This is a genomic window from Halococcus morrhuae DSM 1307 (genome assembly GCF_000336695.1).
Taxonomy (GTDB): domain Archaea; phylum Halobacteriota; class Halobacteria; order Halobacteriales; family Halococcaceae; genus Halococcus; species Halococcus morrhuae.
This window is the reverse complement of record NZ_AOMC01000109.1, coordinates 81,963-96,994: the sequence shown is the minus strand read 5'-3', so window position 1 is coordinate 96,994 and position 15,032 is coordinate 81,963. Positions and strand designations below refer to the sequence as shown.

General features: G+C 66.4%; 22 protein-coding genes and 1 pseudogene. 16 read left to right on the top strand and 7 right to left on the bottom strand.

The window, feature by feature from the left end; genetic code table 11:
* Window positions 1-3 precede the first annotated feature (3 nt).
* The 15 genes and pseudogenes from rplX (at window position 4) to C448_RS08835 (ending at window position 10,200) form a co-directional block, all read left to right on the top strand.
* On the top strand, window positions 4-360 hold the full coding sequence (rplX, locus tag C448_RS08905) for a 50S ribosomal protein L24 (RefSeq protein ID WP_004054031.1): 357 nt from the start codon (window positions 4-6) through the stop codon (window positions 358-360).
* A complete protein-coding gene (locus C448_RS08900) occupies window positions 353-1,123 on the top strand; it encodes a 30S ribosomal protein S4e (protein ID WP_004054030.1) in 771 nt (256 codons plus the stop codon). Before rplX ends, C448_RS08900 begins: the two co-directional genes overlap by 8 nt.
* Complete coding sequence (locus tag C448_RS08895; RefSeq protein WP_004054029.1) at window positions 1,120-1,638, top strand: 50S ribosomal protein L5; 519 nt, start codon at window positions 1,120-1,122, stop codon at window positions 1,636-1,638. Before C448_RS08900 ends, C448_RS08895 begins: the two co-directional genes overlap by 4 nt.
* The gene (locus C448_RS08890; protein ID WP_004054028.1) at window positions 1,635-1,808 is read left to right on the top strand and encodes a 30S ribosomal protein S14; all 174 of its coding nucleotides are present in this window, start codon (window positions 1,635-1,637) and stop codon (window positions 1,806-1,808) included. Before C448_RS08895 ends, C448_RS08890 begins: the two co-directional genes overlap by 4 nt.
* Window positions 1,805-2,197 carry a 30S ribosomal protein S8 gene (locus C448_RS08885; RefSeq protein WP_004054027.1) on the top strand — a complete coding sequence of 131 codons (393 nt, stop codon included), beginning with the start codon at window positions 1,805-1,807 and terminating at the stop codon, window positions 2,195-2,197. The genes C448_RS08890 and C448_RS08885 overlap by 4 nt, the downstream gene beginning before the upstream one ends.
* Window positions 2,198-2,199: 2 nt before the next feature.
* Window positions 2,200-2,748, top strand: a complete 549-nt coding sequence (locus C448_RS08880) for a 50S ribosomal protein L6 (RefSeq protein WP_004054026.1) — start codon at window positions 2,200-2,202, stop codon at window positions 2,746-2,748.
* A complete protein-coding gene (locus tag C448_RS08875) occupies window positions 2,738-3,640 on the top strand; it encodes a 50S ribosomal protein L32e (protein WP_004054025.1) in 903 nt (300 codons plus the stop codon). Before C448_RS08880 ends, C448_RS08875 begins: the two co-directional genes overlap by 11 nt.
* Entirely contained in the window at window positions 3,633-4,094 is a 462-nt protein-coding gene (locus tag C448_RS08870; RefSeq protein WP_004054024.1) for a 50S ribosomal protein L19e, read from the top strand. The genes C448_RS08875 and C448_RS08870 overlap by 8 nt, the downstream gene beginning before the upstream one ends.
* A complete protein-coding gene (locus tag C448_RS08865) occupies window positions 4,094-4,675 on the top strand; it encodes a 50S ribosomal protein L18 (RefSeq protein WP_049916201.1) in 582 nt (193 codons plus the stop codon). Before C448_RS08870 ends, C448_RS08865 begins: the two co-directional genes overlap by 1 nt.
* Complete coding sequence (locus tag C448_RS08860; protein ID WP_004054022.1) at window positions 4,668-5,300, top strand: 30S ribosomal protein S5; 633 nt, start codon at window positions 4,668-4,670, stop codon at window positions 5,298-5,300. Before C448_RS08865 ends, C448_RS08860 begins: the two co-directional genes overlap by 8 nt.
* Window positions 5,300-5,775: pseudogene (gene rpmD / locus C448_RS08855) on the top strand (50S ribosomal protein L30). Before C448_RS08860 ends, rpmD begins: the two are co-directional and overlap by 1 nt.
* Window positions 5,776-5,797: 22 nt before the next feature.
* Window positions 5,798-6,313: an uL15m family ribosomal protein gene (locus C448_RS08850; protein ID WP_004054019.1), complete on the top strand. Its 516-nt coding sequence runs from the start codon at window positions 5,798-5,800 to the stop codon at window positions 6,311-6,313.
* 7 nt (window positions 6,314-6,320) lie between these two features.
* Window positions 6,321-7,745, top strand: coding sequence for a preprotein translocase subunit SecY (gene secY, locus C448_RS08845; RefSeq protein WP_004054018.1), 1,425 nt, complete (start codon window positions 6,321-6,323; stop codon window positions 7,743-7,745).
* 187 nt (window positions 7,746-7,932) lie between these two features.
* Entirely contained in the window at window positions 7,933-8,700 is a 768-nt protein-coding gene (locus tag C448_RS08840) for a sulfite exporter TauE/SafE family protein (RefSeq protein WP_004054017.1), read from the top strand.
* Between the two features lie 225 nt (window positions 8,701-8,925).
* The gene (locus C448_RS08835) at window positions 8,926-10,200 is read left to right on the top strand and encodes an NRAMP family divalent metal transporter (RefSeq protein WP_004054016.1); all 1,275 of its coding nucleotides are present in this window, start codon (window positions 8,926-8,928) and stop codon (window positions 10,198-10,200) included.
* Window positions 10,201-10,290: 90 nt separating this feature from the next.
* Here the strand turns inward: C448_RS08835 and C448_RS08830 are convergent, their stop codons facing one another.
* From C448_RS08830 to mdh, 6 genes are all read right to left on the bottom strand, one after another.
* Window positions 10,291-10,956, bottom strand: coding sequence for a hypothetical protein (locus C448_RS08830; protein WP_004054015.1), 666 nt, complete (start codon window positions 10,954-10,956; stop codon window positions 10,291-10,293).
* Entirely contained in the window at window positions 10,953-11,552 is a 600-nt protein-coding gene (locus tag C448_RS08825; protein ID WP_004054014.1) for a hypothetical protein, read from the bottom strand. Before C448_RS08825 ends, C448_RS08830 begins: the two co-directional genes overlap by 4 nt.
* Before the next feature lie 136 nt (window positions 11,553-11,688).
* Window positions 11,689-12,108, bottom strand: coding sequence for an iron-sulfur cluster assembly scaffold protein (locus C448_RS08820; protein ID WP_004054013.1), 420 nt, complete (start codon window positions 12,106-12,108; stop codon window positions 11,689-11,691).
* Between the two features lie 49 nt (window positions 12,109-12,157).
* Window positions 12,158-12,307 (bottom strand): 50S ribosomal protein L40e, encoded by a 150-nt coding sequence (locus C448_RS08815; RefSeq protein WP_004054012.1) that lies wholly within the window; start codon window positions 12,305-12,307, stop codon window positions 12,158-12,160.
* A 44-nt stretch (window positions 12,308-12,351) separates the two neighbouring features.
* Complete coding sequence (locus C448_RS08810) at window positions 12,352-12,855, bottom strand: DUF367 family protein (RefSeq protein ID WP_004054011.1); 504 nt, start codon at window positions 12,853-12,855, stop codon at window positions 12,352-12,354.
* A gap of 38 nt (window positions 12,856-12,893) precedes the next feature.
* The gene (mdh, locus tag C448_RS08805) at window positions 12,894-13,805 is read right to left on the bottom strand and encodes a malate dehydrogenase (protein WP_004054010.1); all 912 of its coding nucleotides are present in this window, start codon (window positions 13,803-13,805) and stop codon (window positions 12,894-12,896) included.
* Window positions 13,806-14,020: 215 nt separating this feature from the next.
* On the opposite strand from mdh, the gene C448_RS08800 reads away from it, so the two are divergent.
* Window positions 14,021-14,650: an Sjogren's syndrome/scleroderma autoantigen 1 family protein gene (locus C448_RS08800; RefSeq protein ID WP_004054009.1), complete on the top strand. Its 630-nt coding sequence runs from the start codon at window positions 14,021-14,023 to the stop codon at window positions 14,648-14,650.
* Here the strand turns inward: C448_RS08800 and C448_RS08795 are convergent, their stop codons facing one another.
* Complete coding sequence (locus tag C448_RS08795; protein WP_004054008.1) at window positions 14,651-15,028, bottom strand: hypothetical protein; 378 nt, start codon at window positions 15,026-15,028, stop codon at window positions 14,651-14,653. It lies immediately after the preceding gene.
* Between the last annotated feature and the right edge of the window lie 4 nt (window positions 15,029-15,032).

Below are 15,032 nucleotides of genomic sequence, written 5' to 3'. Positions count from 1 at the left end.
ACCATGAGCAAACAACCACACAAACAACGGACACGCGAGGAGCGCGCGCCGCTCCACGAGAAGCACAGACAGGTCCGTGCGACGCTCGCGGGCGATCTCCGCGAGGAGTACGGCCGCCGTAGCGCGCGAGTAAACGCGGGCGACACCGTCGAGGTCATGCGCGGCGACTTCGCCGGCGAAGAGGGTGAGGTCGTCACCGTCGATCTCCAGGACGCGGTCATCCACGTCGAGGACGTTACCCTCGAAACCGCCGACGGCGAGGACGTCCCACGGGCGCTCGACGCGAGCAACCTCCGGATCACGGAGCTCACGCTCGACGACGATCGCCGCGAGGCACGGCTGGAGGGCGACGATGAGTAAGCACCAGAAGCGGCTCTCGGTGCCGGATTCGTGGCCCGTCGAGCGCAAGACGGCGACGTTCACGGTGAAGGCCGCCGCCGGTCCGCACGGCGAGCAGGGCGTGCCGCTGCTGATCGTGCTCCGCGACGTGCTCGGCTACGTCGACAACCGAAAGGAGGCGCGCTACGCGCTGAACCAGGGCACCATCCTGATCAACGGCGACTCCCTCGACGACGAGGAGCGCCCGATCGGCATGTTCGACATCGTCGAGTTCACCGAGCGCGACGAGCACTACCGTGTGTTCCCCGACGAGGGCGGCCGGCTCGCGCTCTCGCCGATCGACGCCGCCGACGCCGACTCGAAGCTCGGCAAGATCGTCGGCAAGGGGCAGGTCCCCGGCGGCAACACTCAGCTCGCGCTGCACGACGGCCACACCCTCGAAATCGAGGACGGCGAGTACGCCGGCAGCGATTCGATCGTCATCGACCACGACGACGAGATCCTCGCGCACTTCCCCTACGAGGAGGGTGCGCTCGTGACGGCCGTGCGCGGCCAGCACGCCGGCGAGATCGGCGAGATCGAGGAGATCCAGGTCACGCCCGGCAGCTCGGCGAACAACGTCATCGTCATCCAGGAGGAGGGTGACGGCTTCGAGACGATCGCCGACTACGTCGTCGTCATCGACGAGAACTTCGTCGAAGAGGACGAGGACGAGACCGTCACGACGGCCGGCGAGGGCGCTGAAGCGGCCGAGGACCCGACCGACGGAGGTGACGACGAATGAGCGACGCCGCCGGCTTCCACGAGATGCGCGAGCCCGTCGTCGAGAAGATCGTCGTCCACATGGGCGTCGGCCAGGGCGGGCGCGAGCTCGCCGACGCCGAGGAGATCCTCGAAGCGGTGACGGGCCAGGAGAGCGTCCGGACGCGCGCGAAGGCGACCCGGCCGGAGTTCGGCATCCGCGAGGGTGATCCGATCGGCACGAAGGTGACGCTCCGCGGCGACGACGCCGAGGAGTTCCTGGCAACGGCGCTCGAACTCGCGACGATCGAACGGACGCAGTTCGACGAGACGGGGAACTTCAGCTTCGGCATCGCCGAGCATACGGAGTTCCCGAACCAGGAGTACGATCCGAACACCGGGATCTACGGGATGGACGTGACGGCGAACCTCGCCCGCCCGGGCGCACGCATCAAACGCCGCACCAAGGCCACCCGGTCGATCCCGGGTCGCCACCGCCTCGACATCGAGGACGCGATCAGCTATCTCGAAGAGAGCTACGACATGGAGGTACAATGAGCGAAAGCGACGTGGAGACTGGCGAACACGCGAGCAAACGCACGGGCCAGCTCGAAGCCTGCCAGCGCTGCGGGCGCAAGCAGGGGCTCGTCGGGAAGTACGACATCTGGCTCTGCCGACAGTGTTTCCGCGAGATCGCCCGCGGCATGGGGTTCGAGAAATACCAATGACCGACAACGATCCGCTCGCCGACGCGCTCTCCGGCATCGACAACGCCGAAGGCGTCGGCAAGCTCGACTTCACCGTGCAGCCCGCCTCGAACACGATCGGCTCCGTCCTGGAGGTCATCTACGACCGCGGCTACATCGACGGCTTCGAGTTCGTCGACGACGGCCGTGCCGGGACGTTCGAGGTCGAACTCAGAGGGAAGATCAACCGCTGTGGCGTCGTCAAGCCCCGGTATTCGGCCGGGGCCGACGAGTTCGAGAAATGGGAGAAGCGGTTCCTCCCGGCCCGCGACTACGGGACGCTCATCGTCACGACGAGCCACGGCGTGATGAGCCACTACGAGGCCAGGGAGGAAGGTCTCGGCGGGCAGGTGCTCGCATACGTATACTGATAATGACAGAACAACGACTCACGATTCCGGAGGGAACGAGCGCGGAGGCAGAGCGCTTCGACCTCACGATCTCCGGCGAGAACGGCAGCGTCACGCGACGGCTCTGGTATCCGAACGTCTCCGTCACCGTCGAGGACGACGCGGTGGTCCTCGCGAGCGACGCCGAGGACGCGAAGACGACGGCGACGATGAGCACGTTCGTCAGCCACATCCAGAACGCCTTTTACGGCGTCGACGAGGGCTGGACCTACGAGATGGACGTCTTCTACTCGCACTTCCCGATGCAGGTGCGCGTCGAGGACGGCGACGTCGTGATCCAGAACTTCCTCGGCGAGAAGGCACCGCGCCGGACGCCGATCCGCGGCGACACGGACGTCGAGGTCGACGACGAGCACGTCACGCTCTCGGGGCCGAACAAGGAGGACGTCGGCCAGACCGCCGCGGACATCGAACAGCTCACCCGCGTCAGCGGGAAGGACACACGGGTGTTCCAGGACGGCGTCTACATCAGCGGCAAACCGACCCGGGAGGTGAGCGCCGGTGGCCAGTAACGAACGCGAACTCACGGCCATCGACGGCGTCGGCGAGGAAACCGCTGACGAGCTGCGCGAGGCCGGCTACGAGACGATCGACGATCTCCGCGACGCCGACCAAGACGAACTGGGCGAGGTCGAGGGGATCGGTACCGCCCTCGCCGCGCGCATCGCGGCCGACGTCGGCGAGATCGACGTCGAGCAGTCGGACGAGGAGACGCCCGAAGAACTGACCGAGGTCAGCGGCGTCGGCGAGGAGAAGGCCGACGCGCTGCGCGAGGCCGACTTCGAATCGGTCGCCGACCTCGAACGCGCCGAGCAGTCCGCTCTCGCGGACGTCGAGGGGATCGGCAACGCGCTCGCTGCGCGGATCAAGGCCGACGTCGGCGGGCTCGAAGTCGACGAGGAGACCGACACCGAGGTCGAGGACGAGACGCCCGAGGAAGAGGCCGAGGACGTCGAGACCGAACTCCGTCCGCGGGGGCTGACCGAGAAGACACCCAACCTCGACGACGAGGAGCAGCGACTGCTCGGCGAGCGCCGGCGGCGGTCCCAGCCGCAGTTCAACCGGCAGGACCACCACAAGAAAAAGCGCGTGGCGACCTCGTGGCGACGCCCGCGCGGCCAGCTCTCGAAGCAGCGCCGCGGCGTCAAGGGCAAGGGCGCGAAAGTCGGGGCGGGCTACCGGACCGCGACGGACGTGCGCGGACGGCATCCGAGCGGGTTCGAAGAGGTCCGCGTCGAGAACACCGACGATCTGGAGGGTGTCGACGGCGACACCCACGCCGTGCGGATCGGCTCCACGGTCGGCGGTCGCAAGCGCGAACGCATCGAGGAACAGGCCGAAGACGACGGGATCCGGGTGCTCAACCCGACCTACGTCGAAGTGGAGGTGAACGAGAATGAGTGATCTGACCGCACAACGACGGCTCGCGGCGGACGTCCTCGACGTCGGGAAGAACCGCGTCTGGTTCGATCCCGAACAGCAAGAGGAGATCGCCGAGGCGATCACCCGCGAGGACATCCGTGAGCTCGTCACGGAGGGAACGGTCGACGCGAAGGCGGCGAAATCGAACTCGCGCGGCCGCGCACGCAAGCGCAACAGCCAGCGCGCCGCCGGTCATCGGAAGGGTCCCGGGAGTCGGAAGGGGACCGCCGGCGCGCGCGAGAACAGCAAGGACGCATGGGTCTCGCGGATCCGTGCGCAGCGCCGTCGGTTGAAGGAGCTGCGCGCGGAGGGCACCATCGACCGGACGCAGTACCGCACGCTGTACGACAAGGCGGGCGGCGGCGAGTTCGACAGCGTCGACAGGCTGGAGAGCTTCGCCGTGGACGAATTCGACATCGAACTGGAGGACGAATAATGGCAACAGGACCACGATACAACGTACCGATGCGCCGCCGGCGCGAGGTCCGGACGGACTACCATCAGCGGTTGCGCCTGTTGAAATCAGGCAAACCCCGACTGGTTGCCAGAAAGAGCAACCGCCACGTCAGGGCGCAGCTGGTGACCCCCAGTCCCGACGGTGACGAAACGCACGCGAGCGCGAGCTCGGCCGATCTCGACGAGTACGGCTGGGAGGCTCCCACGGGGAACCTGCCCAGTGCGTATCTCACGGGACTGCTGGCCGGGCTGCGCGCGCGAGATACCGAGATCGACGAGGCAGTGCTCGACATCGGGCTCAACGCCGCGACGCCGGGCAGCAAGCTGTTCGCGATCCAGGAAGGTGCCATCGACGCGGGGCTCGACGTCCCGCACAACGAATCGGTGTTCGCCGACTGGGAGCGCACGAGCGGCGAGCATATCGCCGACTACGCGGAGAGTCGCGACGAGCCGCTGTATTCGGATTCGTTCGACGCGACCGAGCTGCCCGACCACTTCGAGGAAGTCAGAACGACAATCATGGACGAATTCGATCACGAACTGGGAGGCGGCGATGAGTAATCGAGGCTGGGAGCCGCGCACGCGGCTCGGCAAACTGGTCGCCGAGGAGGAGATCACCTCGATGGACGAGGCGCTCAACTCGGGCCTCCCGCTGAAGGAGCCGGAGATCACCGATCAGCTGCTCTCGCTCGAGGACGACGTGCTCGACATCAACATGGTCCAGCGGATGACCGACTCCGGTCGGCGGGTGAAGTTCCGCTGTGTCGTCGCCATCGGCGACCGCAACGGCTACGTCGGCTACGCCGAGGGCCGCGACGACCAGGTCGGGTCGGCGATCCAGAAGGCCATCGAGATCGCGAAGCTCAACATGGTGCGCGTCTCGCGTGGCTGTGGCTCGTGGGAGTGTGGCTGCGGCCGGCCGCACACCGTTGCGCTGCGGACGGACGGAAAGGCCGGCAGCGTCGAGGTCGAGCTCCGACCGGCCCCCCGAGGGCTGGGTCTCGCGGCGGGAGCGACCGCCCGCTCGGTGCTCGAACTCGCCGGCATCGAGGACATCTGGACGAACTCCTCGGGCAAGACCCGGACGACGGTCAACTTCGCGAAGGCGACGTTCAACGCGCTCAAGGCAACCAGCGAGGCACGGGTGCCAGAGCGCGCCATCGAGCAGCGCGAGGTGATCGAGTGATGCAAGCGCTCGTCCAGCTGCGCGGCGAGGTGAACATGGAGAGCGGCGTTCGCGATACGCTCTCGATGCTCAACGTCCACAGCACGAACCACTGCGCGCTCGTCCCCGAGACCGACACCTACGAGGGGATGATAACGAAGGTCAACGACTACGTTGCCTTCGGCGAGCCGAGCCCCGGTGTGATCGCGACGCTGCTGCAGACGCGTGGCGAGCCCGCCGAGGGAACGGCCGAGATCGACGACGAGTGGGTGAGCGAGAACACCGACTACGACGACGTCTCGGCGCTCGCGGAGGGGCTGCTCGCCGAGGAGACGACGCTTCGCGAGGCGGGACTGACGCCCGCACTGCGACTCCNCTGCGACTCCCCCCGCCGCGGGGCGGTCACGACGGCGTGAAACACCCCGTGCCGGAGGACGGCGAGCTCGGCAGGCACAGTACGGAGGAAATCGACGCGCTGTTGACGGCGATGCGGTAATCGCCGTCGAGGACTACCAACGATGACAAGCAAAAAACGACGCCAGCGCGGTTCGCGCACCCACAGCGGCGGCTCGCACAAGAACCGCCGCGGGGCCGGCCATCGAGGCGGGCGCGGGCGCGCGGGGCGCGACGATCACGAGTTCCACAACTACGGACCGCTCGGCAAACACGGGTTCAGCCGCCCGGAAAAGGCGAAGGAGGAGATCCTCACCGTCGAGGTGCGCGAGCTCGACGAGGATGCCGCCCTCTACGCGGCCGACGGGGTCGCCGAGGAGACCGATGACGGCTACGAGCTCGACGCGCGCGACATCGTCGAGGACGGCCACGACGCCGACGCCGTGAAGGTGCTCGGCGGCGGCCAGGTCCGTCAGAGCCTCACGGTGACCGCCGATGCGTTCTCCGAGAGCGCACACGAGCTCATCGACGAGGCTGGCGGCGAGGCGAGCCTGAGCGAGCGCGGCGAGGAGCGACTGGCCGAACGCGAGGACGACGAGGACGAGGAAGCCGAAGAGGCTACAAACGCGGAGTCGGAATAGACCGAAAATGGGCTGGAAGGAGACCGCAGAACCCGTTCTGACGCGGATGCCCTCGGTCAGACAGCCCGAGGGCCACATCCCGTTCAGGCGGAAACTCGGCTGGACGCTCGGCGTACTCGTGCTGTATTTCTTCCTGACGAACGTCACCCTCTACGGGTTGGGCGGGCAGGGAGGCGACCTCTTCGGGCGCTTTCGCTCGATCCTCGCCGGGCAGGCCGGTTCGGTCCTCCAGCTCGGTATCGGTCCGATCGTCACCGCGAGCATCGTGTTACAGCTACTCGGCGGGGCGAACTTACTGGGACTGGATACGAACGATCCACGCGATCAGGTGCTCTATCAGGGGCTCCAGAAGTTCCTGGTGCTCGTGATGATCTGCATCACGGGACTGCCGATGGTGTTCGCCGGCAACTACCTGCCGGCGAGCCAGCAGGTAGCGGCGTCGCTCGGCATCGGTATCGGCGGCGTGAAGTGGCTGCTGTTCGCCCAGATCTTCGTCGGGGCGATCCTCGTGCTCTTCATGGACGAGGTCATCTCGAAATGGGGCGTCGGTTCAGGGATCGGCCTGTTCATCATCGCCGGCGTGAGCCAGAGCCTCATCGGTGGCTTCTTCGGCGGTGACGGGTTCTTCAGCAGCTGGCTCGACATCATCACCGGAGCGATCGAGGTCTCGCCGCTGACGAGCGAGGGCATCCAGACGCTGCTGTTCGGTCAGGGGGATCTCATCGCGCTGTTCACCACGCTCCTGATCTTCGTGGTGGTGGTCTACGCCGAGTCGGTGCGCGTCGAAATCCCGCTCTCTCATGCCAGAGTCAAGGGTGCACGCGGACGCTTCCCGGTGAAACTCATCTACGCGAGCGTCCTGCCGATGATCCTCGTGCGGGCGCTCCAGGCGAACATCCAGTTCCTCGGCCGGATCCTCAACTCACAGGTCGGGCTGCCCGCGTGGCTCGGCGTCTATTCGAGCGGGCAACCCGTCGGCGGGCTGTTCTACTATCTCGCACCGATCAACTCGCCGGAACAGTGGCTCGGCGCGAGTCAGGCCGCCTGGCAGGTCGCGCTGCGCATCGGCGTCGACCTCACCTTCATGGTCATCGGCGGTGCGATCTTCGCGATCTTCTGGGTCGAGACCGCCGACATGGGGCCGGAGGCGACCGCGAAGCAGATCCAGAACTCCGGCATGCAGATTCCAGGCTTCCGGCAGAACCCCGGCGTCATCGAGAAGGTGATGGAGCGGTATATCCCGCAGGTGACGGTCATCGGCGGGGCGCTGGTCGGCGTGCTCGCCGTCGGGGCGAACATGATGGGCACCATCGGCGCGGTCTCGGGGACGGGATTGCTGCTCACGGTGTCGATCACCTACAAGCTCTACGAGGAGATCGCCGAGGAGCAGCTGATGGAGATGCATCCGATGATGCGCCAGATGTTCGGCTGAGAGCGACTGCGGGGGGGATGCGATCGCGAGCGCCCGCCGTGGCTCCGTCGAACCGGCGGGTGACGATCGAGCGGCGAACTGTTGTACGCGAACTATCGGAATCACCACAGGCGGACGGTGAATCGAGACGCGAACGAACAGGCATATCACCGTCGTTCCCGCCGTTCCGACGGGACGACCTGCTCCAATGCTCCTGTCAAACATCGTCGTCGTCGCACTCGTCGCCATCGCCTTCGGCTCCGGGATCGGCATCGCGGCCATCGGTCCCGGCGGTGTCTTTCTGACGATCGCGCTCTATGCGCTGACGCCGCTGCCCTCGACGACGGTCGCCGGGACGGCCCAGCTGCTGTTCGTCGTGACCGGCCTCGTCGCCACGCTGGCGTACGCTCGCTCCGGCGAACTCGGGCGGGAGAACGCGTGGACGGCCGGATTGCTCTCGGGCGGGAGTGTCGTCGGGGCGCTGTTCGGCGCGTGGCTCAACGGCTTCGTTTCGCGGGGGTTGTTCGGCCTGCTGCTCGGCGTGCTCGCCGGCGGGACGGGGCTCCTCATTCTCTATCGCGAGCGACGCGCGCTCGATGTGATCGTTACCATCGACCCCACGACGCGGTCGGGTGCTGCCGGCTACGCCGTGCTCGGGGTCGTGCTCGGTGCGTGTAGCGGCCTGCTCGGCGTCGGCGGACCGGTCATCGCGGTGCCGGCGCTGATCGTCGTCGGCACGCCGATGTTGGCCGCCATCGCCGTCGCACAGGTGCAGTCGGTGTTCATCGGCTCGTTCGCGGCGCTTGGCTATCTCCTCCAGGACGCGGTCTCGCCCTCGCTCGCCGCGCTCGTCGGACTGCCGCTGCTGCTCGGCGTCGTCGCCGGGTGGCTGGTCGCACACCGCATCGAGCCCGACCGACTGAAAGCACTACTCGGGGTCGTTCTTCTGGTCGTGGCTCCCTCGCTCGCCCTGTAGATCGGTGCAGAGTCGGTGAACACGAACGTTCGGATTCCGTCGGTTTCGGCGAAGGACGCCCCGTGGTGTGGTATACAATGAAATACATACGGATATCGATTCGCAAGCAACGAACTTAGGGGATTGGCACGGCTAGTGTCGGTCGTCGTAGTGCTCCGCGGTTCGCGTTATCGACGTCGACAGTAACGAGTCGGTCGCGGGGCGAAACCGGGTTCCAGTATATACATGTCAGGCACTACATCATCGTATCGAGAACGACTTCGTGACACGGCATCGGGATTCTTCCAGCAGTACGGGCTCGCGTTCGTGATGGTCGCCAGCTACTTCGGCTCCGGATCGATCTTCATCGCCAGCTCTGCGGGCGTCCGCTTCGGCTATGCGCTGCTGTGGGCGGTCGTCGGCGCGGCGCTGCTCGGCTTCATGGCCCAGGACATGAGCGCACGGCTCGGCATCTTCGGCGAACCGCTGATGGTGTTCATCAGACGGAAAGTCGGCGGACGGCTGGCGACCGCGCTCGCACTTGTCCTGTCGAGCGGCTGTCTGCTGTGGGCGTTCGAGCTGACCGCTGCCGTCGGCAAGGGGCTCTCCCTGCTGCTCGGCGGCGCGATCGGCTGGATGCCGCTGGCCTTCCTCGCCGGGCTGGCCGCCGTCGGCGTCGGCGTGCTCAACTACGAGGGCATCGAGCAACTGATGACCGCCATGATGATCGGTCTCCTCGTCGTCTACCTCGCCGTTACCGGCACGACCGCGCCACCGCTGTCGACGGTCGTCGGCGGGTTCGTCCCGAGCGTCCCGAACGTCGGTGCGCTCACGCTCGTGGCGTCGATCCTCGGAACGACCGCACTCTGGCCGAACTTCTTCCTCGAATCGAATCTCGTCGACGAGAAGGGCTGGACCGGGATTTCGGATATCACACCGATGCGCCGCGATCTCTCCATCGGCTACGCCGTCGGCGGCGTGACGACGATCGCCATCCTCGTGCTCGCGGCGGCCGTGCTCCGACCGGCGGGCTACACCGAGCTCGAAACGTTCCTCACGCCGGGACTCGCGCTCGGCGAGGTGCTTGGCGAGTGGGCGCGTACCGTCTTCCTCGTCGGCGCGGTCGCGGCGGCGTTCAACAGCATCATCCCGATCATGTGGACGCCCTCGTATCTCATCCAGCACGCCCGCGGAAAGGAGACCGATTCGTCGAACCGGAGCTTCAAGCTCATCTACGGCGTGCTGGTCACGATCAGCGGTCTCTCGCCGCTGATCACGATGTTCTTCGGCCTCGGCATCATCGACATGATCCTGCTCTTTCCGGCCTACAACGCCATCGTCGGATTGCCGATCACGGCCGTCTTCCTCTTCTGGGCGGTCAACGATTCCGACATCATGGGCGAGCACCGCAACTCGCGGCTGCTCTCGGTGGTGAACGCGGCGCTGGTGTTGCTGGCGATCGTCTCCGCGGCGACGTCGCTGCCCGGTGTCGTCGATGCGCTCGTTTCCGGCGGACTCTGAGCAACTGTGTCCGATCGATGTCTGTCGGTCGAACACGGTGAAGTTCGTCACAAAGTGTGAACGCTCGACGCGAGCGGTGATGGGAGTGCGCTATTGCGCCCGTCTGGCGTCGAGTCGTGCGGCGAGCTGATCGGAGATATCCGTGAGATGGGCGGTGGCGAAGACCGCGACGAGGACGCCGCCGATGATGTCGTAGAACAGATCGAGCGCGGTGTCCTCGATCCCGTACTGGGTGAGCACCTGTGCGGTGCCGAAGGCGGCCGCGACCTCGGCGATCAGGAACTCCAGGAGCTCCCAGACGACGCCGAAAGCGACGATGAACAGGAGCAGATAGACGAACGTGAACGCCGGCGGCATGACGATATATTCGGTGTGTTCGTCGATCGCGCGCGTCGTCGCGTAGGCGACGCCCGCGACCAGCGAGGACGACAGCGCGTGCGTGACGTGATCGTACCACCAGATCGAGCTGTATGCGCTCGCGAAGTCGAGAAACGGGAGCGGGAGCGTGCCGACCGCGTGGAGGAACATCGCGGTCGTGATCCAGAGCACGATGCCGACGTCCATCGTGAGCGTGTAGCGCCGTTCGAGCACCGCCGGCAAGAATGTGACCGCGAGGGCGATGCCGGCGTTCGTGACCGTACCGACCGCCCCCGTGAGCGCGCCCGCGAGCACGACGGCCGCGAGAATCGCCTGCATCGCCCGCACGAGCCACGCCTGTTGGGTCGGCGAGATGCCGATACGACGGCGGATTTTCATACTGTCTCACCCGCCGGACGGCGTGCGGCGTTCGCGCGCAGCCGCCGCCGGAAATACCAGACGAACACGCCGGCGGCGATCAGCCCGGCGACGAGCGTCGTCAGGAAGAACACCATCAGCTCCGTGTTCGTCTCGAAGAAGGCCGTGCCGAGATACTCCGCCGACAGCCACGAGCCGAACGCCCAGATGCCGGCGACGCCGAGTGTGGCGATCGTCGCGAACCAGACCGCGAAGCCGGGCATCATTCGAACGGTGGTCGTCAACTGGAGGGTGACGACGACGAGCAACGCGAGCGTCGCGACCGCGATGCTGCGCACGAAACCGGCGACGAACGGCAACTCGGCGGCGCTCAGACCGAACGGAAGCACGGTGAGTGCCAGCAGCGGCCACGGGATCGTCCGCCGCCACGAACGCCCGACCCAGGCCGGCACGACGGTGACGACGACCGCGACGCCCGCGGCGGTGGCGGTCACCAGCTCGCCGGCGAGAACGTTCCCGACGGCCGACAGCGCCAGCACCGCCGCGAACAGCCACGCGATGGCGGCGTTCGTCCGCTCGTCCTCGATGAACCACTCCTCCGGCAGTCGCTGGCTCATCGCCCGTGCTCCGTCGCCACGGACGATCGCGGTCGGGGTCGGCCCCGTCGTCGACGCAGTGCGGGCGTCATCGCATCACTGTTCGTTTCGAAACGAGCGGGAAGGATAGATGTTGCGGGGCGATATCGCGTCCGAGCTACTCGGTCTGGGTCTTCTCGATGTTGGTCTTCTCGCCACGGTAGATGGCCGCACCGTCCTGGGCGACCATCTCGGCGAGCACGGCGCACTTGACGCGCATCGGGCTGATATCCACACCGAGAAGGTCGATAACGTCGTCACGGTCGAGCTCGTCGAGTTCGTCGAGAGTCATCCCCTGGAGTTCGCCGGTGAGCATGCTCGCGCTCGCCTGGCTGATCGCACAGCCGTCGCCGTGGAAGGACGCGTACTCGATCGTTTCGCCGTCGTCGGCGAGTTCGATATCGACGGTGATCTCGTCGCCACACATCGGGTTCTCGCCGACGTGGCTGAAGGTGGGATCGTCGAGTTCGCCGTAGTTGCGGGGGTTCTTGTAGTGGTCGAGGATCTGCTGGCGGTACATGTCCGAGCCCATGCTCATGATGGACGAAGTAGACGTGTGCGACCCAAAAGGATTCCGGGCAGCCGTCTCAGGCGCTGCGGCGCTCGCGAGCCTTCCGACGAAGGTTCTTGTAGCCGCACTTCCGACAGCTGTCCGCTCCGGCAGGGTTGCGGGCGTTACAGCGCATGCAGATCATCTTCTCGAGAATGCGCGCTTCCGCCTGGTCGAATCTGGCCATACCGCTCGCAACGGGTCGGCGGGGTTAAGCGTTTCCGAAACGGGCTACTCGGCGGCGAGATACTCCTCTTGGACGGCAATCACATCGCCCGAATCCGCACAGTCGGCGTAGCGCCGCAGCGGCTCGTCGTTGAGTTCGAGGAAGGTATGGCCCCAGCGGAACTTCGCGAGGAGTTCCTCGGCGTGGGAGCGCTCGCCGAGAACACAAAGCGCGCCCGCGAGCGCTTCGACGGTCGTCAGCTGAAACGGCGTGCCGTAGTTCACCGGGTTGGCCGCGACCAGGAAGGGGAGTGCCCGGTGTGGCCCGCCGAGCGAGAACTGCTCGGCCTCGGCTGTCTCCCACGAGCAATCGAGCGCGACGAGGCGTTCCGGGGCGATGTCACGGCGATCGGCCGGCGACAGCGCCTGCTCGGCGTGCGGGTTCAACACCACACCCGGGGGCGTTTCGCGGGCCGAACGATGGAGGGTAGCGAGATCGAAGCGGGCGAGCTTGCGGGCGGTGCATTTGTCCGGATCGTCGTCACCCTCGTAGCGGACGTGCAGCTCCACGACGGCGCTACGTAGTGAGAGAGGAAAGCTCGCTCGGCTCAGCGGATCGCGTCGTACTGCTCTTCGAGCCTGTCGGCGGCCTGGCCGAGCTGTTCGCGCTCGTACTCCGAGAGCGTCCAGTCGACGACTGCCGCGCCGTCGCTCGTGAGTTTGACGGGAACGCCGAGGCTCACGCCCTCGTGACCGTACTCGCCGTCGAGCGGGACCGAGGCCGGGAGCACCGTGCCCGTATCGCGGACGATCGACTCGACGATGTGGCCGACACCGGTCGCCGGTCCCCACTGAGTCGCGCCCTTGCGCTCGATGACGTTCATCGCGCTCTCCTGGAGGCCTTCCAGGATGTCCGCGCGCTCGTCGTCGCCGAACGAGCGGTCCTCGCCGTCGATGCGCACCTTGGAGAAGACGGGCACCTGTGCGTCGCCGTGCTCGCCGAGGATCGTCGCGTCCACGTTGTTGACCTGTGTGTCGAAACGGTCGGCGAGCACGTAGCGAAAGCGTGCCGAGTCGAGTCGGCCGCCGAAGCCGATGACGTGGCCCCTGGGTCTATCGCCCATCTCGTAGAGATGGCGGTTCAGCAGGTCCATCGGGTTCGAGGTCGTGACCGAGACGAACTCGTCGTTGTGCTCAGCCAGCGAGTCGCCGATCTCCTCCATGATCGGTGCGTTGTCCTCGCCGAGATCGAGCCGGCTCTGGCCGGGCTCGCGCGGGATGCCAGCGGTGATGACGACCACGTCCGAGCCGGCGGTGTCCTCGTAGGTTCCCTGCCGGACCGTCGTGTTCGTGTCGTAGGCCACGCCGTGGTTGACGTCGGCGGCCTGACCCACGGTCGTGTCCTCCTGATCGGGAATGTCCACGAAAACGATCTCGTCGGCGATGCCGCGCAACGCGATGTTGTAGCCCGCGGCCGCCCCCACCGTGCCCGCCGCACCAACCACGCTCACTTTGACCATGATACCTGAATGACTCGCGGAGCGGGCTAAAGCGCTTCGGAACCCCACTATTTTCCACGCAAGTTTACCCGGTTCGACGGTGTGACGATTCCGAACGGGAACCGTCCACCGCTGCCGATGCACCACAGAAGCCCCAGCACGAGGGTCGTCACCCGCAGTCACGGCGCTGCGAGCACACCCACAGTCCTTTTTGAAGCGCGATGCCTTGATCGGGTATGAGCGAGTTCGACAAGGAAGCCGAACGCGAGAAACTCCGCAAGCGCTTCGCCGAGGAGGACGAAAAACGCGAGACGACCGAGCAGATGAGCGAACTGCTCCTTCAGGGTGCGACGATGACCGACACTCACTGTGATCGCTGTGGGAGTCCGCTCTTTCGCTACGACGACCAGACGTTCTGTCCGACCTGTCAACAGTCCGCTGACGATGGCGGGGCGGACGACCGAGCAGCCACCACGGACGCGGCCGACGAGTCCACAGCCGCGAACGCGAGTAGCGGGCAACCCGCCAGCGAACAGCCGCGCACGCAGCCGAACCCGAGCGGGGATCAGGCCACACGAACCCCGGCCCAACAGCCGCAGAGTCCGGCACAACCGACGCAGAACCAGCAGACAGCGGCTCGAACGGATGGCACGAGTCGGGCGAGCGGACAGCAGTCAGAAACGACCGCTCGGCCCGCAAGCGGGGCAAGCGACCTCGGGGCGGCCGAGGCGTCGCTGTCGCGCACGCTCCGCGAACTGACGACCACGGCCGAGGAAACCGATGATCTCGGGCGGAGGCGCGAGCATCTCGCCGCCGCCCGCGAGGCCGCCGAGGCGCTCAACGCGGTGCGGACCGCTCGGAAGTAGTCAGACCGTCTCGTCCGGATCGATATCGAAATGCGGGCCATCGCGTGCGATGTCGAAGCCCATGAACGCGAACAAAACGGCCAGCGAGAGGGTGGCGACCGCATAAAGCAGTCCACCGTCAGCCCACGAGAACAGAACAGTGAGTAGATTGACGACCCCCATCATGACGAAGCCGAGTCCGAGGATCCGGTGCCAGCCGAACCGCCTCGTGAGGGGTGTCTCAAATCCCGCGAGGACGAACAGCACGCCAACGGCCAATAGCCCCGCGAAGCCGACCAGTCCCTCGGTCGAGCCGGAAAGTGAAAACCCGGAGAGAGCGAACAGGCCAGCCATCACTGCGACGATGGTGTAACCGAACCAGCGGAAGCCGCGGCGCATGGTG

What these genes read in the sequence shown, in the direction of transcription:
- C448_RS08850 (WP_004054019.1), top strand. Translation starts at nt 5,798, where the DNA reads ATGACAAGCAAAAAACGACGCCAGCGCGGTTCGCGCACCCACAGCGGC.
- mdh (WP_004054010.1), bottom strand. Translation starts at nt 13,805, where the DNA reads ATGGTCAAAGTGAGCGTGGTTGGTGCGGCGGGCACGGTGGGGGCGGCC.
- C448_RS08820 (WP_004054013.1), bottom strand. Translation starts at nt 12,108, where the DNA reads ATGAGCATGGGCTCGGACATGTACCGCCAGCAGATCCTCGACCACTAC.
- C448_RS08865 (WP_049916201.1), top strand. Translation starts at nt 4,094, where the DNA reads ATGGCAACAGGACCACGATACAACGTACCGATGCGCCGCCGGCGCGAG.
- secY (WP_004054018.1), top strand. Translation starts at nt 6,321, where the DNA reads ATGGGCTGGAAGGAGACCGCAGAACCCGTTCTGACGCGGATGCCCTCG.
- C448_RS08800 (WP_004054009.1), top strand. Translation starts at nt 14,021, where the DNA reads ATGAGCGAGTTCGACAAGGAAGCCGAACGCGAGAAACTCCGCAAGCGC.
- C448_RS08880 (WP_004054026.1), top strand. Translation starts at nt 2,200, where the DNA reads ATGACAGAACAACGACTCACGATTCCGGAGGGAACGAGCGCGGAGGCA.
- C448_RS08890 (WP_004054028.1), top strand. Translation starts at nt 1,635, where the DNA reads ATGAGCGAAAGCGACGTGGAGACTGGCGAACACGCGAGCAAACGCACG.
- C448_RS08900 (WP_004054030.1), top strand. Translation starts at nt 353, where the DNA reads ATGAGTAAGCACCAGAAGCGGCTCTCGGTGCCGGATTCGTGGCCCGTC.
- C448_RS08825 (WP_004054014.1), bottom strand. Translation starts at nt 11,552, where the DNA reads ATGAGCCAGCGACTGCCGGAGGAGTGGTTCATCGAGGACGAGCGGACG.
- C448_RS08840 (WP_004054017.1), top strand. Translation starts at nt 7,933, where the DNA reads ATGCTCCTGTCAAACATCGTCGTCGTCGCACTCGTCGCCATCGCCTTC.
- C448_RS08870 (WP_004054024.1), top strand. Translation starts at nt 3,633, where the DNA reads ATGAGTGATCTGACCGCACAACGACGGCTCGCGGCGGACGTCCTCGAC.
- C448_RS08895 (WP_004054029.1), top strand. Translation starts at nt 1,120, where the DNA reads ATGAGCGACGCCGCCGGCTTCCACGAGATGCGCGAGCCCGTCGTCGAG.
- C448_RS08860 (WP_004054022.1), top strand. Translation starts at nt 4,668, where the DNA reads ATGAGTAATCGAGGCTGGGAGCCGCGCACGCGGCTCGGCAAACTGGTC.
- C448_RS08835 (WP_004054016.1), top strand. Translation starts at nt 8,926, where the DNA reads ATGTCAGGCACTACATCATCGTATCGAGAACGACTTCGTGACACGGCA.
- C448_RS08885 (WP_004054027.1), top strand. Translation starts at nt 1,805, where the DNA reads ATGACCGACAACGATCCGCTCGCCGACGCGCTCTCCGGCATCGACAAC.
- rplX (WP_004054031.1), top strand. Translation starts at nt 4, where the DNA reads ATGAGCAAACAACCACACAAACAACGGACACGCGAGGAGCGCGCGCCG.
- C448_RS08795 (WP_004054008.1), bottom strand. Translation starts at nt 15,028, where the DNA reads ATGCGCCGCGGCTTCCGCTGGTTCGGTTACACCATCGTCGCAGTGATG.
- C448_RS08815 (WP_004054012.1), bottom strand. Translation starts at nt 12,307, where the DNA reads ATGGCCAGATTCGACCAGGCGGAAGCGCGCATTCTCGAGAAGATGATC.
- C448_RS08830 (WP_004054015.1), bottom strand. Translation starts at nt 10,956, where the DNA reads ATGAAAATCCGCCGTCGTATCGGCATCTCGCCGACCCAACAGGCGTGG.